17 protein-coding genes are annotated in these 25,168 nt (G+C 63.0%); 12 read left to right on the top strand and 5 right to left on the bottom strand.

The features are described 5' to 3' along the window. Positions 1-8: 8 nt before the first annotated feature. Positions 9-1,826 carry a long-chain-acyl-CoA synthetase gene (locus JQ609_RS02060; protein WP_212271844.1) on the bottom strand — a complete coding sequence of 606 codons (1,818 nt, stop codon included), beginning with the start codon at positions 1,824-1,826 and terminating at the stop codon, positions 9-11. Between the two features lie 164 nt (positions 1,827-1,990). After that, entirely contained in the window at positions 1,991-2,260 is a 270-nt protein-coding gene (locus JQ609_RS02055) for an acyl carrier protein (RefSeq protein WP_192738752.1), read from the bottom strand. Positions 2,261-2,503: 243 nt separating this feature from the next. On the opposite strand from JQ609_RS02055, the gene JQ609_RS02050 reads away from it, so the two are divergent. The 10 genes from JQ609_RS02050 to JQ609_RS02005 all read left to right on the top strand — a co-directional run bounded on the left by JQ609_RS02050 (position 2,504) and on the right by JQ609_RS02005 (position 16,202). Beyond that, positions 2,504-3,730 (top strand): acyl-CoA dehydrogenase family protein, encoded by a 1,227-nt coding sequence (locus tag JQ609_RS02050; RefSeq protein ID WP_212271843.1) that lies wholly within the window; start codon positions 2,504-2,506, stop codon positions 3,728-3,730. 27 nt (positions 3,731-3,757) lie between these two features. After that, positions 3,758-4,711 carry an amino acid--[acyl-carrier-protein] ligase gene (locus JQ609_RS02045; protein ID WP_212271842.1) on the top strand — a complete coding sequence of 318 codons (954 nt, stop codon included), beginning with the start codon at positions 3,758-3,760 and terminating at the stop codon, positions 4,709-4,711. A gap of 83 nt (positions 4,712-4,794) precedes the next feature. Continuing rightward, complete coding sequence (locus JQ609_RS02040; protein WP_212271841.1) at positions 4,795-6,069, top strand: O-acetylhomoserine aminocarboxypropyltransferase/cysteine synthase family protein; 1,275 nt, start codon at positions 4,795-4,797, stop codon at positions 6,067-6,069. Beyond that, positions 6,070-7,158, top strand: coding sequence for a homoserine O-succinyltransferase (locus tag JQ609_RS02035; protein ID WP_312014788.1), 1,089 nt, complete (start codon positions 6,070-6,072; stop codon positions 7,156-7,158). Positions 7,159-7,259: 101 nt separating this feature from the next. Then, the gene (locus JQ609_RS02030; RefSeq protein ID WP_212271840.1) at positions 7,260-8,138 is read left to right on the top strand and encodes an acyl-CoA acyltransferase; all 879 of its coding nucleotides are present in this window, start codon (positions 7,260-7,262) and stop codon (positions 8,136-8,138) included. A 24-nt stretch (positions 8,139-8,162) separates the two neighbouring features. Further along, positions 8,163-9,050 carry a branched-chain amino acid aminotransferase gene (locus JQ609_RS02025; protein ID WP_212271839.1) on the top strand — a complete coding sequence of 296 codons (888 nt, stop codon included), beginning with the start codon at positions 8,163-8,165 and terminating at the stop codon, positions 9,048-9,050. Between the two features lie 29 nt (positions 9,051-9,079). Further along, a complete protein-coding gene (locus JQ609_RS02020) occupies positions 9,080-10,744 on the top strand; it encodes a thiamine pyrophosphate-dependent enzyme (protein ID WP_212271838.1) in 1,665 nt (554 codons plus the stop codon). A 263-nt stretch (positions 10,745-11,007) separates the two neighbouring features. Further along, a complete protein-coding gene (locus tag JQ609_RS02015; RefSeq protein WP_409411156.1) occupies positions 11,008-12,066 on the top strand; it encodes a TAXI family TRAP transporter solute-binding subunit in 1,059 nt (352 codons plus the stop codon). A gap of 661 nt (positions 12,067-12,727) precedes the next feature. Then, positions 12,728-13,345: a DsrE family protein gene (locus JQ609_RS02010; protein WP_212271837.1), complete on the top strand. Its 618-nt coding sequence runs from the start codon at positions 12,728-12,730 to the stop codon at positions 13,343-13,345. 109 nt (positions 13,346-13,454) lie between these two features. Continuing rightward, the gene (locus JQ609_RS02005; RefSeq protein ID WP_212271836.1) at positions 13,455-16,202 is read left to right on the top strand and encodes a hypothetical protein; all 2,748 of its coding nucleotides are present in this window, start codon (positions 13,455-13,457) and stop codon (positions 16,200-16,202) included. 134 nt (positions 16,203-16,336) lie between these two features. Here the strand turns inward: JQ609_RS02005 and JQ609_RS02000 are convergent, their stop codons facing one another. The 3 genes from JQ609_RS02000 to JQ609_RS01990 all read right to left on the bottom strand — a co-directional run bounded on the left by JQ609_RS02000 (position 16,337) and on the right by JQ609_RS01990 (position 22,580). Then, positions 16,337-17,764, bottom strand: a complete 1,428-nt coding sequence (locus JQ609_RS02000; protein ID WP_212271835.1) for an HlyD family type I secretion periplasmic adaptor subunit — start codon at positions 17,762-17,764, stop codon at positions 16,337-16,339. Beyond that, the gene (locus JQ609_RS01995; protein ID WP_409411160.1) at positions 17,751-20,414 is read right to left on the bottom strand and encodes a type I secretion system permease/ATPase; all 2,664 of its coding nucleotides are present in this window, start codon (positions 20,412-20,414) and stop codon (positions 17,751-17,753) included. The genes JQ609_RS02000 and JQ609_RS01995 overlap by 14 nt, the downstream gene beginning before the upstream one ends. 183 nt (positions 20,415-20,597) lie before the next feature. Next, positions 20,598-22,580 (bottom strand): hypothetical protein, encoded by a 1,983-nt coding sequence (locus tag JQ609_RS01990; protein ID WP_212271834.1) that lies wholly within the window; start codon positions 22,578-22,580, stop codon positions 20,598-20,600. 775 nt (positions 22,581-23,355) lie between these two features. On the opposite strand from JQ609_RS01990, the gene JQ609_RS01985 reads away from it, so the two are divergent. Both JQ609_RS01985 and JQ609_RS01980 read left to right on the top strand, forming a co-directional pair. Next, positions 23,356-24,207: a class I SAM-dependent methyltransferase gene (locus JQ609_RS01985; RefSeq protein WP_249127563.1), complete on the top strand. Its 852-nt coding sequence runs from the start codon at positions 23,356-23,358 to the stop codon at positions 24,205-24,207. Between the two features lie 95 nt (positions 24,208-24,302). Continuing rightward, the gene (locus JQ609_RS01980; RefSeq protein ID WP_212271833.1) at positions 24,303-25,043 is read left to right on the top strand and encodes a bifunctional 2-polyprenyl-6-hydroxyphenol methylase/3-demethylubiquinol 3-O-methyltransferase UbiG; all 741 of its coding nucleotides are present in this window, start codon (positions 24,303-24,305) and stop codon (positions 25,041-25,043) included. Positions 25,044-25,168 lie beyond the last annotated feature (125 nt).

Raw genomic sequence — 25,168 nt, 5'->3', positions numbered from 1 at the left:
AGCCGATGCTAAAACCTGATTCCGCCCTCCACGACGCGCGCGTAGACGGCCCGGTCGATCGAACGATAGGCGCCGGTCGCCGGATCGCGCAGGAACAGCCGGTCGTTCACGACCGAAGGATCGAATCCCTCGCGGATCAACCGCTGCTTGTTCCTCTTGAAGGTCTCGGTGGCGTCGAGCTCCGCGCAGAACCTGACGAAGACCGGAAGGGCATAGACCGGGAGCCGGCGCGACAGCTGTTCCGCGAAGATCCCAAGATCGAAATGCTGGTCCACGACCAAAGCCGCCATGCCGGCGCGTCCGTCGGCGCCGGGGACCGCGGCCCCGTAGGTTGAGGCGTCAACAACGCCGGGGCAGTCCATGATCGCGTCGTTCACCTCGCTGGTCGCGACGTTCTCGCCCTTCCAACGGAAGGTGTCGCCGACCCGGTCGACGAAATAGAAGTAGCCCTGCTGATCCCGAAGCATCAGATCGCCGGTCCGGAACCAGGCATCGCCTTCGGCAAACACGTCGCGGAGAATCTTCTTCTCGGTCTCGGCCGGCTCCGTATAGCCTTCGAAAGGTCCGCCGCCCCGATCTGCGGTGCCGATGCGCCCGATTGCCTCGCCGACCTCGCCGTGGGTGCAGGCGATGCAGAGCCCGTCGTCGCCGCGGACCGGGCTGCCGCTGTCGGCATCGACCTTCACGATCGAGGCGGGAAAGCGATGCGCCAGCAGCGGCGGGATACGGCCGATCGCGCCGGGTTTTCCTTCGAAGTTGAATAGCGAAAAATTACCTTCCGTCGCGGCGTAGAATTCCAGGACCTGCGGAATCGCGAACCGCTTCGCGAACGCCTCCCAGATGTCGCCGCGCAATCCATTGCCGACGGCCAGCCGCAGCCCGTGTCCGACCTCTAGCCCGGACGCCGGTGCGTTCAGAAGGTAGCGGCAGAGTTCACCGATATACTGGAAGACGGTGCAGTCGAAATACATGATGTCGTCCCAGAAGTCTTCCGCGGAGAACTTCTCGGCGATCACGACTGAACCGCCGGCGCGAAGCATACTGCAAGGCGCGACGACACCGCCCACCGAATGATGGAGCGGCAGGCAATCGTAAAGGCGGTCGTGGATGGAAGCGTCTGTCAGCCCGGCAAACCATCCTCCCCAACTGAGGATGCGGCGATGACTGACGTTTACCGCCTTTGGCAATCCCGTGGTGCCGGAGGTGTAGATCAGCAGGGCGCGTTCATTGATCGTGACGTCGCCGCGCTCGACGGAGGATAGCGGGCGTGGATCCGTGCCGGCGAGCGCCGCATCCAGATCGGCGCCAGCGCTGCCGGGACCCAGTCTCCAGATCTGGGGCACGCGATCAAGGTGCGGACGTGCGGCTTCGAACGCATTCATGCAATCGGCGGCAAGAACGATGTGGTCGGCACGGGCAACGTCGATGCAGTGGGCAAGGGACCGGCCGACCAGCCGGGTGTTGATTAGCGCCACCGTACCGCCAACGCTGCTGATGCCGAGCCAGCAGGCAACGTACTCCGGCCGGTTCGGCATCAGCAGACAGACGGTGTCGCCGGCGCGGACGCCCAGGCTCCGCGCCCAACGCGCATATTGGCTGATCCGGGCGCTGAGTTCCCCGTAGGTGAAGGATTGGCGGTCGGAGAGCAGTGCAGGGCGTTCGGGTTGCCGTTTCGCCCATTCTTCCACGACGTCGGCGAACAGCCGTTGCGGCTCGGCCTCGATCCGCGAGGTCAGTTCGATGGCCTTCAGCCAGGCTTTGGTGGCAGACGGTCTGTGTCGCGAGTCACCGCTTTCAGTCGCCCGCTGAGCTGCGCCTGCTTTCATGATCTGACCCAGATGATTTCGATCGTTGTTCGCGCCGACCAGGTCGCGAGGCGGTAGAGCTGCGGCGGAAGGAGCGACGAGGCGCACCGGACCGCGCGCGATCTTGCGATCACTGTCGATGAGGTTTCGCTCGATCGCACAAGACGCATCTCTGTCCAACTCCCTTATCCCGTTGCGGGTCCGAGTTGGTTGAGGATCATAACCTCCAGCGTCTTCACCGATTGGAAATTCTCGGGCGTGATCTCGGGCTGGGGAAGGGTGAGATCGAACTCGGCTTCGACCTTGAGCATCAGCGCGACCATATCCATCGAGTCCAGTCCGATATCCACCAGCCGGGATTCCGGGTGGACATCCGCGATGATAGCGTTCTGCGCGAGAACGTTCCTGACGACGGAAAGAACACGCTCTTGGACGTTTGCGGCAAAGTCTTGCATTTCAGCTCCACTCATCGCGTGACGGGGCAGATCATGATGGACGTGACGATACCTGACTGCAGCTCAGGTCAGTAGCTCCACTTCGGGGGTACCCCGCTTGGGAGCACGTTCTCGGTAACATCCACCTTTGCGCCGCCGACTCCGCAACTGCGGTCGGTTAGATTGCCGCCGTCGAACTCGCGCGGAATTCATCTCGACCCGGTTCGGGTCTCCGACCATCAAACAAATGGGAGCCGTTGGGCCATGAATGTGCAGGAAGTCCAGTTCCGCAGCCTCGCCCGGGAAAGCAGCCGAGTACCATTCTCTCCCGATCGCGCCTCGTTCCAGCAGCGGGCTGCCGCCGTCGCGGAGGCTGCGGCGTCGGAGGCCGAAGCGGTCGACCGCGAGGCACGCTTCCCGCTGAAGGCGATCGACGCGGCGCGCGCGGAAAGACTTCTAGGCGCCCAGATCCCGATCGAGTTCGGCGGCGACGGCGCGTCGATTTCCGAGGTGGCCGACATGTGCTACGCGCTCGGACGCGCCTGCGCTTCGGCCGGGATGATCTTCGCGATGCATCAGACCAAGATCGCCTGTCTGGTCCGTCACGGCGCGGGCAGCAGCTGGCACGAACGGCTCATGCGCCGCGTGGCGGCCGAACAAATGCTCCTGGCGTCTTCGACCACGGAAGGCCAGAACGGTGGAAACATACGCTTCAGCTCGGCTGCGGTGGAGCGCGAGGGCGCCGAGATCTCGCTGGTGCGCGACGCGACGGTGATTTCCTACGGCGCCGAGGCGGACGGCATCGTAACCATCGCCCGCCGCTCCGACGACGCCACCGGATCCGATCAGGTACTGTTGGCCATCACACGTGACGACTACACGCTGGAGCAAACTCTCGCATGGGAGACGCTCGGCATGCGTGGCACCTGCAGCGCCGGCTTCAAGCTGAGCTTCAAGGGCTCCGCGGAACAGATATTCCCCGTGGCATACGAAAAGGTCCATGCGCAGACCATGACGCCCGTCGCGCACCTATGCTGGTCGTCGGTCTGGGCGGGAATCGCGGCTGCGGCGGTGGACCGGGCGCAGCTCTTCATCCGCAAGGCCGCCCGCGGGGCCGGCGGCAACCTGCCTCCCGGCGCGCCGCATTTTACCGCCGCCAAGATGACTCTGACGAAACTGCGCGCCATCATCGCCGCGAACCTCGACTCCTTTGCGGCTCGCGAACAAGACGAGCGCGCGCTTTCATCCATCGACTTCCAGTCCTCGATCAACCTTCTCAAGGTGGAGGCCTCGGAACTCGCGGTCACGGTCGTCATGCATGCGATGCGCGCGTGCGGCCTGTCCGGCTATCGCAACGACACCGATGTCAGTGTCGGCCGCCATCTCCGCGACGTGCTGTCGGCTCCGATCATGATCAACAACGATCGCATCCTTGCCAGCATGGGGAGCGCCACTCTGATGAGCGCTGTCCCGGCGTCACTGCGCGATTGATTTTTTTCTCGAAGAAATGGGGTTGATATGAACGTAGCCATGTTTGCTGCACCGGCGGAACCCACTCAGGCTGAGGCTGATCCGCTGGACCATCTTGCCGACGTGCTGTTCCACAAGATGGGCTCTCCGGGTGTCTACGCCCGCACTGCGCTCTATGAAGACGTCGTGGAGCGGCTCGCGGCGCTGATCACGCGGCACCGCGAACCGGACACCGAGGTGATGCGCTTTCCTCCCGTCATGAGCCGCACGCAGCTTGAGAAGTCGGGTTATCTGAAGAGCTTTCCGAACCTGCTCGGCTGTGTCTGCGGCCTGCACGGCACGGACAGTGAGATCGACGCGGCGGTCAGCCGTTTCGATGCTGGCGGCGACTGGACCATGTCACTTTCACCGGCCGACCTCGTGCTGTCACCGGCCGCCTGCTATCCGGTCTATCCGATCGCGGCGAGCCGGGGCCCCCTGCCGGCGGGCGGCTTATGCTTCGACGTGGCCGCAGATTGCTTCCGTCGCGAACCCTCGCGCCATCTCGACCGGCTGCAGTCGTTCAGGATGCGCGAATACGTCTGCATCGGCAGCCCCGACCACGTCTCGGCGTTCCGCGAGCGTTGGATGGTGCGCGCTCAGGAGATCGCCCGCGATCTCGGACTGACCTTCAGGGTCGACTATGCCAGCGATCCGTTCTTCGGCCGGGTCGGCCAGATGATGGCGGTGAGCCAAAAGCAGCAGTCGCTGAAATTCGAGTTGCTGGTGCCTCTGCGCTCCGAGGAGCAACCGACTGCATGCATGAGCTTCAACTATCACCGCGATCACTTCGGCACCACCTGGGGCATTACGGACGCGACCGGTGAGCCGGCCCATACTGGTTGCGTGGCCTTCGGAATGGATCGTCTCGCCGTGGCCATGTTCCATACCCACGGCAAGTCCGTCGCAAGGTGGCCGACCGCGGTGCGGGATCTGCTCGGCTTCCCGCGGCACGACCGGTAGCCGACGTCGGCATTCGAGGAACTGAAATGCACCAACGAACTCCCGAGGTAGCCCGCGACAGAAGAGCCGAAGGGCCAACCTCTATGAAAAGAGAGACCCTCGCCGTACACGGCGGCTTCGACAACGATCCGACCACCAAAGCCGTCGCTGTGCCGATCTATCAGACCGCCTCGTATGCCTTCGACAGCGCCGACCATGGCGCCGCGCTCTTCAACCTCGAAGTGGACGGCTTTCGCTACACCCGGATCGGCAATCCGACCAACGCGGTGTTGGAGAAGCGGGTTGCCGCCCTGGAAGGAGGCGTCGAGGCGATGAGCGTGGCGTGTGGCCAGGCCGCGGTGAACTATGCGGTGGTCAACATCGCGGATATGGGCAGCAACATCGTCTCGGTCCCGCAGCTCTACGGCACCACGCATACGCTGTTCGCGCACATCCTGCCGAGGCAGGGCATCACGGTCCGGTTCTCGGAAGACGACAGTCCGGCGAGCATGGAGAAACTGATCGACGACGATACGCGTGCGGTGTTCTGCGAGAGCGTGGGAAATCCGGCCGGAAACGTTTGCGACATCGAAGCGATCGCCGAGGTCGCCCACAGGCATGGCGTGCCGCTGATCGTCGACAACACGGTTCCCACCCCGATCCTGCTCAGGCCGATCGAATACGGTGCGGACATCGTGGTCGAGTCGCTGACGAAGTTCATGGGCGGGCACGGCACCACGCTCGGCGGAATCATCGTCGATAGCGGCAGGTTCCCATGGGCGAAGCATCGCCGGCGCTTTCCCATGCTGAACGAGCCGGAGAAATCCTACCACGGGATGGTCTTCACCGAGCGCTACGGGGCCGCCGCCTACATCGCCCGCTGCCGCGCCGTCTCGCAGCGGACCACCGGCTCCATCCTGGCACCCTTTAACGCCTTCCTGCTGCTCCAGGGCATCGAGAGCGTCGCGGTGCGGATCGAGCGGCACGTCGAGAATGGCGAGAAGGTCGCGCGGTTTCTGCGCGACGACCGCCGCGTCGGATGGGTCAACTACGCAGGCTTTGACGATAGTCCCTATCACGCGCTGACGCAGAAATATTTGGGCGGCCGCGCGTGTTCGCTGCTGACCTTCGGCGTGGCTGGAGGGTTCGAGGCCGGCAAGCGGTTCTACGATGCGCTGAAACTGTTCAAGCGGCTGGTCAACATCGGGGACGCGAAATCGCTTGCCTGCCACCCGGCATCGACCACCCACCGGCAGATGTCGCCCGAAGAGCAGGAACGGGCCGGCGTGCGGCCCGAGATGATCAGGCTGAGCGTTGGGATCGAGCACGCCGACGACATCATCGCCGACCTCGATCAGGCGCTCCGTGCCGCAGATTGAGTGCAGGTCAACCATGAAGGCATTCAGATGCCCGTCCTTGTAAATATAGACTCGTACGAACACCACCTTTTCTCAAGAGCGCGGAACGGAAGCGGCGCTGAGTCCCCCGGAAACCGGAAGGAATGCCTCGACATCGGGCTGATCAACAACATGTCGGATGCCGCCTTGATGTCCACCGAGCGCCAGCTGTTCGACCTGCTCGGCGCGGCGGCCGGAGAGCTCCTGGTCAGGCTGCATTTCTACACGATGGAGACGACGCCCCGTTCGGACTGGGGGCGCGATTACGTGCGTCGCTACTACCGTGGTACCGACGATCTGCTGAACAGGAGCCTGGACGGAGTGATCGTGACCGGCGCCGAACCAAGAGCCGCCAGCCTGCCGGAAGAACCATACTGGTCCACCTTCGTCCAAATCATCGACTGGGCCAGGGAGAGCACCGTCTCTTCGGTGTTTTCCTGTCTGGCCGTCCATGGTGCCGTCCTGCACCTGGATGGTGTGGAGCGCCACAAGCTGCCTGCGAAATGCATCGGCGTCTTCGCTCAAACGAAGACGAGAGATCATCCCTTGATGCGCAATGTTCCGGCGACCTTCAGAACGCCGCACGCCCGGTGGAACGAGGTGCAGGAGAGGGCTGTCGAGAGCTGCGGATATTCCGTTCTCACCAAGTCGGCAGAGGCCGGCGTCGACTGCTTCGTCAAGCAACAGAGAAAGAGTCTCTTCGTCAATTTCCAGGGCCATCCGGAGTACGACACCCATAGCCTGTTGGCTGAGTTCAGAAGGGACATGGGTCGTTTCCTCCGGAGCGAGAGCGAGGTCTGTCCGACGATACCGAGCGGCTATTTCGCTTCGGAGGCGGAAGAGATTCTGACGGCCTTCCGGCGGAAAGCCCTTTCCGACAGAAGTCCGGAGCTTTTCGCCGATTTCCCGGTCGACCAACTGGCGAAGGATCTGAGAAACGCCTGGCATCAGCCGGCCAGGCGCATTTACCGCAACTGGCTGCTGTACATGGCCTCGCAGCGAGCAGGACGCTCAAAGCCGTTTGCCTTCAACGGAAGTTATCGAACGAGGCCCAGGCCTGCCGCGGCGTAGATCATGGGTGCGTGCGGGCAACAGGGAGAACCGGAGCAACGGCCGCGATCTGCTAGCCGGGCTCTCGCTCGCCGACCTGCCCACGAAGAAGCGGGAGCGGATTGCATGATGGAGTTCGGACCGTGATCCGATGCCGCGAGATAGGACCGGCCGATCTTGTTGCCATCGCCGATCTTCTGACGCGTGGCTTTGCCCGCCGTTCGCGCGACTACTGGATGGACGGGCTCCGGCGCGCTTCCGTGCGGGAGGTACCCGATGGTTTCCCCCGCTTCGGGTACATGCTCGACCATGAAGGGATGCCCGTCGGCGTTCTGCTGCTGATCTACACTGAGCGGGACGATGACGGCGGAACCTCGATCCGCTGCAACCTCTCCAGCTGGTATGTGGAACCTGCCTTCCGCAACTACGCGCCGATGCTGACCAGCGTCGCGCAGCGCCACAAGCGCGTCACCTACGTCAACATCAGTCCGGCCTTCTCGACCTGGCGGACCATTGAGGCCCAGGGATTCCGTCCCTATTGCGGCGGCTTGTTCTTCTCCTTTCCGGCGCTGTCGCGTCCGAAGAGCATGCGCGTCGAAGTCGTTCAGAAGGACGCACATGCGGTCGACGGATTGTCCGACGCCGACGTCGCGCTGCTTGCGCGGCACGCCTCGTACGGCTGCCTAAGCCTGGTGTGCCGCGCGGGCGACGGCCGCGGCTACCCCTTCGTCCTGCAGCCGATGCGCAAACGCGGGATCCCCCTGCCAGCGATGCGGCTGATCTATTGCCCCGATGTGGCCGACTATGTCGCCTGCGCCGGCGCCATCGGCCGCTTCCTGCTCCGGCGCGGCCGGATCCTGGTCGCCCTCGACGCCAACGGCCGCATGAAGGATCTGGTCGGCTTCTACAGGGGAGAGCGCGGCCGCAAATACTTCAAGGGTCCGCGGTGCCCCCGGCTTGCCGATCTGTCGGATACCGAGCTGGTGATCTATGGACCGTAACTCTGCTGCCAATGGAGAGCCGTCATGATTCCCAACAGCAAGTCCGTCAGCCATTCGCAGACATGGACATTCTACCAAGGCCAGTGGCACGAGGGCAATGTGCCGATCATGGGGCCACGCACCCATGGGCTTTGGCTCGGCTCGACCGTGTTCGATGGCGCACGCGCCTTCGAAGGCGTTACGCCCGATCTCGACCGCCATTGCGCCCGCGTCAATCAATCCGCGCTCAACTTCGGGCTCAAGCCGATCGTCGATCTCGACACGTGGATGGGTCTGGCGCGCGAAGGCATCAAGCGCTTCCCGCCCAATGCCGAACTCTACGTCCGCCCGATGTATTGGCCGCAGAATGGCGTGGGCGGCGGCGTGCTGTTCGATCCGGAAACGATGGACTGGTGTCTTTGCATCTACGAAGCGCCGCTACCGAAGCCGGTCGGCAACGCGATCACGCTGTCGCCGTTCCGCAGACCGACCGCCGAATGCGCGCCGGTCGATGCCAAGGCCGCCTGTCTCTACCCGAACTGTTCGCGCGCGCTGATCGAGGCCGCCTCTCGCGGCTTCCAGAACTGCCTGATGCTGGACATGCTGGGCAACGTCGCGGAGTTCGGCAATGCCAACGTGTTCATGGCGAAAGACGGTGTAGTCTACACGCCGGCGGCGAACGGCACCTTCCTGAACGGCATCACCCGGCAGCGGGTGATCGAACTCCTGCGCGGTTCGGGCGTCACCGTGGTGGAGGCCACGCTGCGCTATGCCGATTTCCTTGCCGCGGACGAGATCTTCTCGTCCGGCAATTTTGCCAAGGTTGCGCCCGTAATTCGGATTGACGACCGGCAGCTTACGCCCGGGCCGTTCTATACGCGTGCACGGAAACTGTACTGGGAATTTGCGCACGCGGTAAAGCTTGCGGCGTGATGATGACCTTTCAACCGAGATCAAGTCGCATGGCTTTTCGAGTTGCCGATCTACTCGTCGATTCTCTGATCGCGCACGGCGTCGACCGGGCATTTAGCGTACCCGGCGAAAGCTTTCTTGCGCTCCTTGACGCTCTGTACGAACGCGACGAGATCGATCTCGTGACTTGCCGCCACGAGGGAAGCGCCAGTCTTGCCGCAGTTGCCGACGCCAAGCTTACCGGCCGGGCCGGCGTGGTGATGGTAAGCCGCGGGCCGGGCGCATCCAACGCGGTGCTTGGTCTGCATGTAGCTTCCCAGGAGGCCATACCCCTCGTATTGCTCGTTGGTCAGGTCGGTACGTCTGAGCTGAATCGCGACGCAGTGCAGGAGATCGACACCGGGCGGGCGTTCGGTGGCCTTATCAAGTGGTCCACCAGAATCGATTCGGCGGCCCAGGTGCCCGAGATGCTGGCGCGCGCATTTTCCGTGGCGCTTGGCGGCACGCCCGGGCCGGTGGTGATCGAGCTTCCCGAAGACGTTCTCGAGATGGAGGCGGGTCCGCTCTCCGCCAGGGTTCACGGCGTCGCGCGAGCCGAGCCCAGTCGAGCCGCCGTGGAGCAGGCGACCGTCCTGCTTGGCAAGGCGGAGCGACCGATCCTGCTGGTCGGAGGAGAGTGTCGAACGGCGGAATTTCGTAAGGACTTGTTCGCGCTGAGCGAGCGCTGGAATGTACCGGTCGCGGCCACCAACAAGATGCAGGATCTGTTTCCGAACGATCACCGGCTCTGGATTGGACAGCTTGGCTTCTTCACGTCGCCAGCGCATGTTGCGCTCTTTGAGCAAGCGGATCTGATCGTTGCGATCGGAACACGGCTCGGCGACCTGTCTTCCATGGGCTTTCGGTTTCCGCGACAATCGCCGCCGTCTCAGCCTCTGGTTCACGTCTATCCCGATCCGAATGCGATCGGGACCCACTTCCATACGGATCTTCCAATCGTCGCGTCGGCGCATCCGTTCTTGAAAGCCTGGCTCGACGTACCGGTCGTGTCGCGCGAGCGCGGTGGGTGGATTGAAGCCGTGGCGAAAACGCGAGAGGCGGTGCACGCATGGCCCGAGCCGGGCATCCCCAGCGCCGATGTCTTCGGGCATGCTGTTGCGGCCATCGCCAAACGCTTCCCGGCAGATGGTATCGTGACGACCGACTCCGGCAACTTCGCCGCCTGGGTGCACCGCATATTCCGCTTCCAGCCGTCGGCCCGCCTGCTTGGCTCCGCCTGCGGCGCGATGGGCAGTGGTGTTCCTTCTGCATTGAGCGCGAGCCTTCGTTATCCGAACAATCAGGTGATCGCGTTCTGCGGAGACGGCGGCTTCCTGATGACCGGGAATGAGCTGGCAACAGCCGTTGCCCGCCGGCTCAATATCAAGATTGTGATCTCCAACAACCAATCGTACGGCACCATCCGCTCGTATCAGGAGAAAGCGTTTCCGCAGCGTCCTTGCGGTACGGACCTGTCCAACCCCGACTTTGCGGCCCTTGCCCGCGCATTCGGCGCGCAGGGCTACACGATCACGAACGCGGCGCAGGTAGCCGAGGTCGTCGCGGAAGCAATGTCGGCCAAGGGCCCCGTAGTGCTCGAAGTTCGATCTGATGTGCGCCAAACACTCGATCGATCCCTCGCCGCTGCGCGCGCTGATGCATCGGAGCGCCGGTAGGCTGCTTATCTACGGTCCTCAGGCCGCGAGCGGCTAATGATGCCGATCGTTCCCCGCTAGGTGTACCTCTGAAGGGTTACCTACGGATATCAGCTGCGTAGTGAAAACAGGAATCGCGAGGGGGAATTCGTACCGTTCCATCTGTTCACGTGATGAGGGCTCCGCGGCTTAGTCCGAAGGGGTAGGTGTGGTTCCTTCATGCAGGGAATAAGATGCATGGGCGAAGTGCATAAAACTGCTGACGGATTAGAAAGGATATCACCATGGGACAGGTGATTGCAGTTGGGGCGCGGAACGCAAAGGCTGCGCTGCGCAAGCTGCTTGTGCGGGCGGCGCTGGCCCCGCTGCTCATGATCGTTCAACCGTCCGACGTGGATGCACAGACGCAACCTGCCGCTCGGCAATTGCGACGTGAGGCAGCGCCGCAGAAGCCGCAAGTGACGATGAACGCCTGGACGGTTGGCCTCGCCGGAGGTCTTCTCGAGGGCGCACCCATCCGACTGGCGGCCGAAGTCGCCCGCGTCGTGGATGATGGTGACAAACTGCACGTTCTTCCGATCGTGACGCGCGGAGCCACGGAAAACGTGAACTCACTGCTTTATTTGCGCGGCATCGATGCCGCCATCATCAACTCCGACGTACTTGAGGAATACAAGAGCCAGGTGCCCGATATTCAGCAGCGGCTGGCCTATGTGCTGAACCTGTTTCCGTCCGAACTTCATGTCTTCGTTCGTCCCGAGATTCAGAGCCTGAACGATCTCGTCGGCAAGAAGGTGAACTTCAATACCCAAGGCACCGCTGCGGCCTATTCGGGACCATTGATCTTCAGTCGTCTTGGCCTCGACGTGGAAAAGACCTTCATCCCGCATCAGATCGCGCTCGAGCAGATGCGCAAGGGCGAGATGGCCGCGGTCGTCTTCATTACCTCGAAGCCGGTGGATGCTTTCGTGCGCGGCCGTTGGGAGTCAGGGTTCAAGTTCCTGCCTGTCCCCTATGACCGCAAGTTCGAGGACTATTATCTTCCCGCTGCGCTCGATGCCGCAGAATACCCAAATCTGATCAAGCCGGGCGAACGCGTAACGACGATTGCGGTGCCGACCGCGCTCGTCGCCTTCAATTTTCCAACCAAATCGAACCGCTACGAGCGGCTGGCGCGCTTCGTGGACCATCTGTTCTCGCGGATTGAAAAGTTGCAGCAGCCGGGCTTCGACCAGAAGTGGAAATCGATCAATCTCGCGGCTACCGTTCCTGGTCTTGCGCGCTTCCCTGCGGCGCAGGCATGGCTCGATCGTGGGCCGCGTGCTGCGCATGCATCGCAATGAGACGCGCGGCCGGTCTGTTCGTGGCTGGAATCACGCTCGCAAGCGGCAATGCGTTGGCGCAAGGGGCACAAGATCATCCGACAGCGCAGCTTCACGATTGTTCCCCGGCGGAACGCGCAGCAGGTCTGGAGTGCCCCGAGAGGGCGCCGCGGACCACCGCACCTCGTCAGGCGAACCAGGGAAACAACTGGATCATTAGCGTGACGATCTCACCCGTCGATTATTCACCGGTCGCTACCGCCACAACATCGTCACGCGATGCTGCCGGCGAATCCGGAGTCAAGCTTTCGATTCGCTGCCGCGGCGGGCGGAGCGAACTGGTGGTCGCCGGGCCCGGCGTTCCCGGTCGCGGCAACGATTATGCGATTTCCTATCGCGTCAACGACGGTCAGGGGCTGCAGATCGCGGCAGCCGTGCCGACGTCCGGAGTCGGAGTCGCGTTCGGGGGAGACGTTGTTCGGCTGCTGCAGTCCCTTCCAGACAGCGGGAGCCTCAGTATTCACCTTACATCCCGGATGGGGACTGCTCTGGATGCAGTGTTCTCGCTAGGCGGGTTGGAGGCGGTGCGTGCGAAGATGGCCACAGTGTGCAGGTGGCCACATCCAGCCACGAAACCCAACGGATGAGCAGTCCAATGACGTGTATTGATAGGAGAGGCCTCATGAGCATGTTTCGATATATTGCGCGGGTAATCGCCATGGCAGCCGCAACGGTACTGTTCGCCGCGCCATTCGCTGCGGCGGAGCAAGGCGGACGGTACTGGGTGCCGACAACGACGGAGCCCGCTACGCACCATCAGCGCATTGCGGCAAAGGCCACCACACATAACAAAGCAACCAAACAAAAGAAGGCACGATCCTCTCTTGCCGCACGATCCCCTCTCGCCGCCAACGCTCGGCTTGCCGACTCCAAAGCGCACCGTTTGATTTTGCAGGTGAACACGAACGACCCCGCCGCCATGAATCTCGCGCTCAACAACGCCACCAACGTCGCGCAATACTACAAGGATGCCGGCGAGAAGGTGAAGATCGAAGTGGTCACGTTCGGGCCCGGCCTGCATATGCTGCGCGATGACACCTCGCCGGTAAAGGCCCGTATCGAGGAGATGGCGCTGAGCACGCCGGAGGTATCGTTCAAGGCCTGCGGCAATACTCAGGAACGAATGCACAAAGCCGAGAACAAGAGCATCCCGATTGTTCGTCAGGCAGAGGTGGTGAAGTCAGGCGTCGTGCGCGTGATGGAACTGCAGGAGAAGGGCTGGTCCTATGTAAAACCCTAACCCGAAAGGGGTGGGGGTCCGCCATGCGAATCATAGGATTTGCGTGGCGGCGGAGCGCATAATAGCGCGACCTGAACAGGTCGCATCGCCAAGCGACGGGTGATTGCAGATGGGCCGCACGGTTATTCTCAGTGACGGATCAAATACCGTCTCCGATATCGCTAGCGCGTCGCGCAACAATTCGGACACGACGCCGTTTGCGCAGAAGACAATGCAAAGGACAGGGAGGCAGCTGCCTGCGCCCGGACGATCCGCGCCGCTGTGGATGGCCGCCGCCATGCTCGCAATCACTTGGGCGTCGGAAACGCAGGCTTGCTCCGATCGAGAGCAACCGTTGGCGGATGCGCAGCACGTGACGGTTGCCCGCAATCTCGATTCTGTTGGAACGGAAGGTGATGGCGATTCAGTTGCCTTGTCAGTTGCCTTGCCGCCGAGCCGAGCCGGCAACGACAGATCGGTGCAGGTTGTCCAAGCGACGATCGGCGACACAAGGCAGTCTCCGGAACAGGAACTTCACTGGGCGGAGTCCCTGTCGCGCGAACTCACCAATGCAAGGCGCGATATCGAGTTGCTGCAACGTCTCGAGCAGGGGCGCGATCGGGCCGAGTGGCTGGAGCAGAGTCTTGCGGCAGCGCGAAGGGACGTCGAAACCCAGAGCGCGCTAGCGGCCAAAGCGGTCGAAGAAACCGCGCGCATGAGGCAGGCTGCGCCAGGCGGTGCGGCGGAGTTGCAGAACTCCCTGCAACAGGCGCGCGAGCTGGCGGAGCGGCTGGAGCAGGACCTCGCGGCGGCGCGACGCGATGTCGGGACCCAGACCGCACTGGCTGCAAAGGCAGGCGAGGAAGCGTCCCGGTCGAAACAGGCGGGGGAGAGCATCGCTGCGGAGCTGCAGAAGTCCCTGCAACAGGAACGCGAGCGGTCCGCACGGCTGGAGCAGGATCTGGCGACGGTGCGGCATGAGGTCGAGACTCAGACCGCGCTGGCGACGAAAGCGGGTGAGGAAACTTCCCGGCTGAAAGCAGCGGAGGAGAGCGGCGCGGCGGAGCTGCAGAAGTCCCTGCACCAGGAGCGCGAGCGGTCCGCCCGGCTGGAGCGGGACCTTGCGGCATCGCGGGGTGATGTTGAGACCCAGGCCGCGCTGGCGGCAAAGGCTAGCGAGGAGGTTTTGCGGCGGAAGCAGGCGGCGGAAGCGGGAGCTGCCGAACTGAAGCAGTCGCGCGCAAGGGCCGACGCGCTGGCACAAGACCTCTCCCTGACGCGGAGCGCGATCTATGCATACGAGGCGCAGGCCCGCAAAGCTGGAGACGAAGCGGCGGAACTCAGGCAAGCAGCTGCAAACGGCGCGCCGTCGACCGGCAAGGCCGCTCCGGACGAGCGCGAGCGGTTCTCACGTCTGGAGCAGGATCTGGCGGTGGCCCGACGTGACGTCGAGGCCCAGGCGGCGCTGGCGGCGAAAGCGGGTGAGGAAGCGTTCCGGCTGAAACAGGAAAGGGAGAGCGGCGCGGCGGAGCTGCAGAAGGCCCGACAACAGGAGCGAGAGCGATCCACGCGGCTGGAGCAGGAGCTTGCAGCGGCGCGGCGTGATGTCGAGACCCAGACCGCGCTGGCGACGAAGGCAAGCGAGGAAACTTCCCGGCTGAAACAGGAAAGGGAGAGCGGCGCGGCGGAGCTGCAGAAGGCCCGGCAACAGGAGCGTGAGCGATCCGCGCGGCTGGAGCAGGAACTTGCAGCGGCGCGGCGCGAGGTCGAGACCCAGTCCGCACTGGCGACGAAGGCGGGTGAGGAAACTTCCCGGCTGAAAGCGGCTGGGGAGAGCGGCGCGGCGGAACTGCAGAAGGCCCGGCAACAGGAGCGTGAGCGATCCACGCGGCTGGAGCAGGAGCTTGTAGCGGCGCGGCGCGAGGTCGAGACCCAGACCGCACTGGCGACGAAGGCGGGTGAGGAAACTTCCCGGCTGAAAGCGGCTGGGGAGAGCGGTGCGGCGGAGCTGCAGAAGTCCCGGCAACAGGAGCGTGAGCGATCCGTGCGGCTGGAGCAGGAACTTGCAGCGGCGCGGCGCGAGGTCGAAGCCCAGACCGCGCTGGCGGCGAAAGCAGGCGCGGAAGCTTCCCGGCTGAAAGCGGCGGCCGAGAGCGGTGTGGCGGAGCTGCAAAAGGCCCTGCAACAGGAGCGCGAGCGGTCCGCGCGGCTGGAGCAGGATATCGCGGCAGCGCGCCGCGATATCGAGACCCAGACCGCGCTGGCGGCAAAGGCAGGCGAGGAGGCTTCGCGGCGGAAGCAGGGGACGGTAGCCAGTGCCGCGGAGTCGAGGCGATCGATGCAAAAAGAGCACCAAACGGCCGATTTGCCAGCAGACCTCTCGATGACGCGGAGCGCGATCTATGCGTACAGGGCGCAGGCCCGCAAAGCTGGAGACGAAGCGGCGGAAGTCAGAGAGGCGGCTGCAAACGGCGCGTCGTTGCATCGCAAATCGGCACAGGAGCGCGAGCGGCCCGCGTGGCTGCAGCAGGATCTTGTGACGGCGCGTGCCGAGCGGGCACCAGCGGCGCCCGCGCGTGGCGATGCTCAGCTCGATCCCGAGCAAGCCGCGGTGGCGACAGGGTTGGTTGCGCGCGCGGCCGCGCTGCTCCGGCAGGGCGATATAGGCGCGGCGCGGCTTGTACTCGAGCGCGCCGTCGAGATGGGCAGCGCCCAGGCGAGCTTCGCGCTGGCAGAAACCTACGACCCATTGATCCTTGCGAAATGGAAAACTCAGGGCACGCGCGGCGATGCGAGCAAGGCGCAGGGCCTTTATGCAAGGGCCGACGCCGCAGGAATCCAGGAGGCGAAAGCGCGGCTGGAGGCGCTGCGTCGCTAGCGCATACGCCAATCGACCGTCGCCAGCCGCGCAACCGTCTCCCCGGCCGGCATCTCCCGGCACGTACTTGGTTCAAAAGCGGGCAGCGCCTTACGGGCAATTGTTGCCCGCAAGGCTTATCGATGGTGTTTTGTCTACCGCTCTCGCAGCGACTCCTGCTTGTATCGCGCTAGTGGCGACAGAAGGTAGCTGATGATCCTGCGCGTGCCAGTCTTGATTTCGACCGTCACCGCCATTCCGGGGCCGAGCTTGACGAGCTTGTCCTCCACCTGCATCTCCGGACGGTCGAGCGAAATGCGCGCGGCATATTCCAGTTCCTGACCTTTCGGCTCACTGCTGCTCTGCGCTGTACCCGATCCCCGGTCACTCGAACCGCTCTGCGGCCTGTCGCGCGTGATGGCATCCGACGACACGCTGATCACGTCGCCATGAAGGAGCCCATAACGCGTGAAGTTGAAGGTGTCGACCTTGATCTCGGCCTTCAGTCCTGGATGAACAAAGCCGATGTCGCGATTGGAGAGCATGGCCTCGATTTCGAGCTGGCTGTCGCTCGGAACCACCACAGCCAGCGCCTGCGCCGGGGTCACCACGCCTCCCACCGTATGAACGGCAAGCTGCTGCACGATACCGTCGACCGGTGCGGTCAGGCGCTGTAGTTTCGTACGTCGATCCGCCTTGACCACCTCCTGCGCGGCGTTCGCAGCCTTCTGCTCGGCCTTCGCGAGTGCGTCATAGGTCGTGCGACGATACTCCGCTGCGGTCCTTTCCTTGGTTTCCTTCAGCAGTGCGGTGGCCGCGTCGGTTTCGAGCAGTCGACTTTGCTGCAAGACGAGGTCCTGCTGAAGGCCGACCAGGTCCTGGTACTCCGAAAGGTAGATGACCTTCGAGGCCAATGCCTTCTCGACGAGGCCTTTGCGGATGTCGACGCGTTCCTGCAGCACGGGTATCGTCGCCTGCAGCTTCGCTGCGCTCGCCGACGTGGTGGCCCGTTCCGCTTCCTTCTGACCCAACTGGCGCTCGATCTCCGCGAGCTTGGCGTTCTGTTCGGCGCGCTGGCTGATCAGGAACTGGCGATGCATTTCGACCTCGGCAGCGCTTGCGTTCTGCGGCGGCCGGAAGGCGGCGAGAGGATCCGCCGCCAGCGCCGCGCGCAGCCGCGCGACTTCGAGCTCGGCCGCAAGGAGATCGCTCTTTTGGCGCTCCTGGTCGGCTTCCGTCATCGTCGGGTCGAGCTCGATCAGGACGTCGCCGGCCTTGACGCGCTGTCCGTCGCGCACCTGGATGGCGCGGACAACGCCCGTTTCGAACGGCTGGATCAGCTTTGTGCGCCCACCCGGCACGATCTTGCCTGTCGCGCTGGCGACGATATCGACGCTGCCGAGCGACGCCCAAGCCAGCGCGACGCAGAAGAGTGCGATGATACTCGCCCCGATCGCACGCCCGATCGGCGAGGGGGGCGATTCGGTGATTTCGAGAGCCGCCGGCAGGAACGCAATTTCGTTCTCGCGCCGGCGAACTTCGGCTCTCGGAAATGCAACGACGTTTCGGTTAGCGGACGTCATGGATACCAGCCTGCAAATAATGAAGGTTCGCGTAACGACCGTTGGTGCGGATCAGCTCATCATGGCTGCCGTCCTCAACAATCCGACCATGCTCGATCGTGATGATCCGGTTCGCATTGCGCACGGTAGAGAGCCGGTGCGCGATGACGAAGACGGTCCGTCCGGCAGAGATTTGTTTCATGTTCTGCTGGATGGCGCGCTCGCTTTCGTAGTCCAGCGCACTTGTCGCCTCGTCGAAAATGAGGATGCGCGGATCGGTGATAAGTGCGCGCGCGATCGCGATGCGCTGGCGCTGCCCGCCGGACAGACTGCTGCCGCGTTCGCCCACCACGGTGTCGTAGCCCTCGGGCAGCTCAAGGATGAAGTCGTGAGCGCCGGCGAGCGATGCCGCCTCGATGACCCGATCCATCGGCATGGACGGATCGGCGAGCGCGATGTTCTCGCGAACCGAGCGGTTGAAGAGCACGTTCTCCTGCAGCACGACGCCTATCTGTCGTCGCAGCCAGCTCAGATCGACCATCGCGAGATCGACGCCGTCGACCAGCACGCGTCCGCTCTCCGGCACATAGAGGCGCTGGATCAGCTTGGTGATGGTGCTCTTGCCCGAGCCCGAGGAGCCCACGATGCCGACGACCTGGCCGGGTTCGACGCTGAAGGAGACGTTGTGCAGCACCTCGGGGCCGTCGATGCGGTAGCGGAAGGTCGCGTGCTCGAATGTGACCTTGCCCCGAATCGCCGGCAGCGCGGCGCGGCCGGGATTGAAGCTCGGCTCAGGTATGGTGTTGAGGATGTCGCCGAGGCGATCGATCGACAGCCGGGCCTGATGGAAATCCTGCCAGATCTGTGCGAGCCGCAGCACCGGCGTGCTGACGCGCGCGGCCAGCATGTTGAACGCGACGAGCTCGCCGACCGTCAGCTCCCCGCCGATCACCAGCCTGGCGCCGAAGTAAAGGATTGCGGCGATGACCAGCTTGTTGATCATCTGGACTGCCTGGCTCGCCGTATTGTTCAGGCTGAGCACGCGGAAGCTTGCGGCCACATAGCCGGCGAGTTGCTCCTCCCAGCGGCGTTGCATCTGCGGTTCGACGGCCATGGCCTTCAGGGTTTCGACGCCCGTCACGCTCTCGACCAGGAAGGCCTGATTCTCGGAACCTCGATTGAACTTCTCATCGAGGCGCCGGCGAAACAGCGGCGCAACGCCCGCGGAGATCCCGATGTAGAACGGGAAGGACGCCAGGACGATCAGCGTCAACGTCGTCGAGTAGTAGAACATTACCGCAAGGAAAACGACCGTGAACAGCAGATCGATGACCAACGTAAGCGCCGAGCTCGTCAGGAACTGGCGGATATTCTCGAGCTCGCGGACACGTGCCACCGAATCGCCGACGCGGCGGGTCTGGAAATAGGCGATCGGCAGCGCCATCAGGTGACGAAACAGCCGGGCGCCGAGCTCGACGTCGATACGGTTTGTCGTGTGCGCGAACAGATAGACGCGCAGCGTTTCGAGAATGGCCTCGAAGACGGTGAGGGCGACCAGGCCAATGATCAGCACGTCGAGCGTGCTCATGCTTCGATGCACGAGCACCTTGTCGATGACCACCTGGAAGAACAGCGGTGAGACGACGGCAAAGATCTGAATGAAGAACGAGGCGACCAGCACCTCGCTGAGCAGGCTGCGATACTTGTGGACTGCGCCGACAAACCAGCCGATGTCGAAGCGTCGGGAGAGGTCCGTCAGGCTCGCGCGCCGGGCCATCAGGATGATCTCGCCGTCCCAGATGGCCTCCAGTTCGGCCTGCGTCATGGTTTCGGGTCGGGGCGACAACGGGCGTTGAACGAGGAGATTGTCGTCGATCACTTTGCCGAGGATCAGAAATCCGCCGTCGCGCAGCACGGCGATTCCCGGCAGCGGGGTAACCGCAAGCCGACTCCAGCTCGTCCTCTGTACCCGTGCCTTGAGCCCGAAATCCTTGGCACAACGCAGGATTTCGGTAACACCTACGCGCGCCGCGCCTACCCGATGGCGGATTTGACCCGGGTCGGCCGCGATACCATGGCTACGCAGCAATATCGTCAGCGCAATGAGCGCCGATTCATCGGCATTGTCGGATTCGGTACTCGCCACCGCGAGTTCGGTGTTTACCGGCGGGGAAGCAATATCGCCTCGAGCGGCGAAACGTCCGCGCATCAAGGAATCGCGGGCTTTCATCAAGGCATCGCCAGGACGCATCAAAGGCCCGAGGGCACGCACCAGGACGTCCCCTGCACGGCGTGCAAGGTCAACGCCGCGGGTGCTGATGCCGGCGAGTGCATGAAGGACCCGATTAGCGACGGTCTGAGGTCCGGGCAGGATCAAACGACCGTCCCAGATTTCTTCGAATTCCGCGCGCGTCATCACCCGGGGATTTGACCAGGTCGGATGCAGCACAAGCGCACCCCTGTCGTCGACCTTTCCGAGAAGCAAAAATCCGCCGTCATGCAGCGATGCGATTCCAGGCAGCTGGATGCCCGCAAGTCGCTTCCAATGCGTCGTCCGCGAACCGAGATTGACGCCAAACTCGCGCGCACAGCGCAGCATTGCGCCGATGCCGAATGCGTTGCTTCCGCATCGATCGCGGAGCTGGTCGGGCGCAGCGTCTACGCCATGAATCCGCAGGAACAGAGCCAGGGCTCGAAACCCCAGATCTGCGGCGTGGGCATTTCCATTCTGGATCGCCATGTTGTTCTACTCAATCCTTCGCGGCTACCGACCGCTTCCGATGTTCCTTCTCATGCATTCCCAAATTTCGATGGTGGCGCACCCGGGCGACGAGCGCCCGGGTGCGGAAGCCGATCATGAAGCTGGTGGTCTGGTGAGGAACGTTTCCTGACCCCGGGTCGTGCCATTCGATATGGCCGACACAATCTGACCGGAATCGACCCGGCCTGGGCTGGCGGCCATATACTGGTTCAGCAGCGCAAAGCTCTGGTTTGCCTGGGACGCCGTGGCAGTGCTGGTCGCAGGCGCCGTGGCCGTGGTGGTCGCAGGTGGGGCAGCGGTCACGGTGATCGACTGCGGTGCGGAGGCCGTCGGCGTGCTGGTGACCGGGCTCGTGGTAGCAGTCGCAGGCGCCATTATGCTGGGGGTCTGCGGCGTCGTGGTGGTCGGCGTGGTCGCAGTCGTCGGCGTGGTCGCAGTCGTGGTGGTTGCAGACGGAGCATCCGACAGGGTCATCCACTTCGTCGAGGATGTCGTAACGGCGCCGGTGACCGGGTCCTTGGCGGTTGCGGTCAGCGTGATTGTGTCGACCGGATCGCGCGAGCCTCGGTAGTAGTTGTGCAGCGTCAGTCCGCTGTCCACCTGCTCCTTGGTCAAGGTGATGTTTCTGCCACTGAACGTATGACCGAGGCCGTCGGTGATCGTCTCGTACGATGCCAATCCCCTGATGTTCACGGTCACGCTGTCGTTGGGATCGGTCGTTGAAACCTTCACCCCCAGGCCGACCGTGCCGCCCCTGCCGGCCACCGTGAGCGTGGGATCCGCGACGGTGAGCACCGGCGCGACCGAGGATGGAGACGTCGGTGATGTCGGGTTCGTCGGTGAAGTCGGCGATGTCGGTGAAATCGGATCGACATCGACCTGGAGACCGGTGAATGTCTTCACCGCGCCCGAAAGGTTCGCCGCCAAGCCACCAGCATCCTTGATGCTCGAGCCGGTCGGAATATTGACGCCGGTGATGGCAAGCGCCGAGGTGTCGGTGTGGGTCGTCGCGACCGTCGTTTTGAAGGTGAGCGTATTCGTGCCCGATCCGCCCACATAGGCGGCCTTGGCGCCATCATTGAGCGACAGCGTAGGCGTACCGGTGACGTTCACGGTCTCGCTGAAACGGAGCGTCAATGTGATGGTATCGCCGACATGCTCGATTCCCGTCCCCGGTAAAGCGGACGCCTGCAGCACTGTCGGAGCGATGTTTGGCGGGGTGACTGGCGACGTGGGCGTGTTCGGCTGCGTCGGAATCGGCGCTGAGGTGACCAGCGGGGGCGGCGGATCAGCCTGCAAGCGCGTCGGGCTGAGCGAAGTGAAATAGAGAGGCTGCCACTCAGTTGTCAGGTTGACCCAATTGTTCATCCCGACTCCGGGATTATTTACGAACACGCCATCCTGCAGGATGAACGGAGCCGAGGCGTCTCTCCACCAATCAGCGCCGATGTTGGCCACGAGATTCGCGTTTGGATTGTCGGTCTTCATGTACGCTTGAACATAAACACCATCGACCGTTCCGGGCGTATAAGTTCCGCGTTCTCCGCCCGGCCAGAAATGGTCGTTGTAGCCAGTTCCCGGCGCATTCACGCTTACGCTGCCGTCCGGCAAGGTTGTCTCGGTCCAGGGAATGTTGGAGTTTCCGGAGAAGTCAGCGAGATACTGGGCTCCATCGATGGAGTCCGTCGCCTGATCCTGCACCTTGACCCAGCCACCAGTTGTGAGATGCACCCACGTCTCGAAATGCGCTATCTGAACATCTGCGCTCGCATTGGCAGCGGTCGACGCACCGGCCTCGGGATAAATTTGTCCCCATCCCGTGACAGCAGAGAAACCGGCGGGAGCGGAGCTCTCCCCACCAACCTTGCCACCATACCACGAATAGTATGTGGGGACGCCTTCCGGGTATGCTTCGCTATTGCCGCGTGTGTTTTGATAGATGGTATCGGTCAGCGCAGTCACTATGATTCTCCATTGCTGGCGAAAGTTGAAGTCGGGAATTCCACTGCCGCGCATGGTGGGCGCGCGACATACCGCATGCTCGCAGCAGCGCGCCGCGAACAGATTTGAAAGCATTGCAGCCTCGAACCGCGAGGATATTCCACTGCCGCGCAAGGTGGGGCGCGCGACATACCGCCTGCTCGCAGCGTGGCGCCACGAACAGATTTCAAAGCATTTCAGCCTCGAACCGCGAGGATATTTCAAAGCAGTGGGATTTTGCCCCCCCGACTGCTGGCTGGTTGGTTAATAAGCAAAAATGGCGAAAAAACTTTCAAAATATGATTTATACCCATGTATGTCGGCCCAATACGTGGGCATATCGGGCTGGTTCAAGGCATACGCGCGATTTTTCCGGCGAATTGCTTGGTTGTCAGCATTACGCGAATCGGAAGCGACGGAATAAGCCGAGAGGAACGCTCGTGGTATCAATTTGACGCGTGGTCGTTCACGCTGAAGTCGGTAACGCGAGATCCGGACTGCGCGATACCTCTCGCCAGATCTGCCGCCTAGCATCCACCCGTCTGCGCAGTCACGGTTAAGCACGCGCTCCGGCTGGCCGTGTCGGTCAACATCGACAAGACAATGCGCCATCGCTTGCCGCTCGTTTTGGAGCGAGCAGTCTTGCAAGCTCAACTGAGCTGGATGACGCAGCCATTCCCGGACTGATCAAATTCCTCGTCCGGGGGTAGCTCGTAAGGGTTATTGAGATAACCTCGGATCCACGACACACTTGCTCGTGGAGATGATCGTGGGCGAGTCCCGCGCCCGTGCTGCGGAGGGTCCGCGCGAATCGGTCGCCACGGTCTCACACTAGGCAAAAGAAGCGGCCGCATCGAATGGGGCGCGTGTGTTGACGAACCTGAAGCCTGACTATGCGGCGATCCAGCGGCGCCGGAAGGACACACGGTCGCCCGAACGCCTGAGCGTGCACTACGAACTCGAACGCAGGCTCGCGGATCGGCTACGGTTCGCCGGCCGCGACGAGCGCTCCCGGCTCTATACCGAAGTCTATTCGGAGCTGTTCGACAGCCTGCCGGACCATCCGCAAAAAACCGCCGTGGACTCGCGCGCGGACCGGATCGTGAAACAGGTCAGACTCCTCAAGCCCCGGGTCCGGCGGGACGACGTGTACCTGGAGATCGGCTGCGGCGACGCCCTGCTGCCTTTCGCGCTGTCCGGATTCGCCCGCGAGGTGCTGGGCCTCGATGTCACGGACGCCCTGGTGGATTTCGCCGCCGCGCCGGCCAACTTTCGCTTCCTGAAGACGGATGGGGTCGAAATCCCGCTCGCTGACAACTCCGTCGGTTTGGCGCACTCGGACCAGCTCATGGAGCATCTGCATGTCGAGGACGCCGAGGCCCAGCTCCGGGAGATCCACCGGGTGCTCAAGCCTGGCGGGCACTATGTGTGCAAGACCCCGAGCAGCGTCACCGGGCCGCACGACATTTCAGTGTTCTTCGACGAGGTGGCGAGGGGCATGCATATGCGGGAATATGACTACGGCTCACTGCGTGGCCTGATGCTCAAATCCGGCTTCCGCTCGGTCGAATTCCCCCTGGTGGTCTCCGGATATCGGCTCGCCACGCCCCCCTACCAACTGCTGCGCGGCATCGAACGGACTCTGCAGCAGGGTCCGGGTCGGTTGCGGCACAGTTACCTGGCCCGCTTCCTGATGGGCATCACTGCAGTCGCTACCAAGTAGTGGGCCGGACTACGGGCGCGGGGCGCGGCCGCGACGTCCGGGGCCTTGTCCTTCGACCTGACCCGCACCTTTTCCGCTAATCAAAGGAGGGAACAATGGCGAATGTCAGGGGGGGCGAGCTCATGTCAAGCGACCTCTACACCGGAAAAGGCTATGCCGAGGCCTATCCGGGTTGGCATGACGAAGATGCCGCTGGCAAGGCCGCGAAGATCGCCAAGATCGTGGGCGCCAACAACGTCACTTGCCGGGAAATCGTCGACATCGGCTGCGGCACGGGAGGCGTTCTAAATGCCCTTCTTCGGCACAATATCTTCCGCGACTCAACCGCCGTTGGCTACGATATCGCGCCCTATGCCATAAGCGCCGCCAAACAGCGCGAGAGAGACAACCTAAGCTTTCACTGCGGCGACTTCCTGCAAACCAAGGAAAGCTACGATTGTCTCCTGTGCATCGATGTCTTCGAGCACATCGATGACTATATGGGCTTTCTGCGAAAGCTCAGAGGGCGTTCGAAATACTATGTGTTTCATATTCCCCTCGATATTAGTGTCCTCGGCCTCTTGCGCGGCATCCCCCTTCAGCGACGAAAACAAGCTGGTCACCTGCATTACTTTGATCAGGCAACGGCCCTGGCGACGCTGCGGGATACCGGTTTTGAGATCATCGACAGCCAGTACACCAGGATGGAAGATTTCCTCGATATCCATCCCGAATGGCGAACCACGAAATCCATCCTCGCTAACGCCGCGCGACGCATTGTACGGACGGTTGCCGGAGAGGACCTGTCTGTGCACGTGCTCGGCGGGGCCTCACTGATGGTCCTCACTAAAGCGTGATGGCATTAGGTTCGATAGCCTGAGTTTTTGAGGTAGTTGGCACATTCTTCTGAGGTGAAGGCATCGAGTGCGCAGCCGATTGCGGCGCAGACCGCGTCGACAGTTCGCGCGGCAGCTTTGCAGAC

Origin of the sequence: Bradyrhizobium sp. AUGA SZCCT0169 (assembly GCF_018130085.1) — a bacterium.
Taxonomy (GTDB): Bacteria; Pseudomonadota; Alphaproteobacteria; order Rhizobiales; family Xanthobacteraceae; genus Bradyrhizobium.
This window is presented reverse-complemented; position numbering and strand designations above follow the sequence as displayed.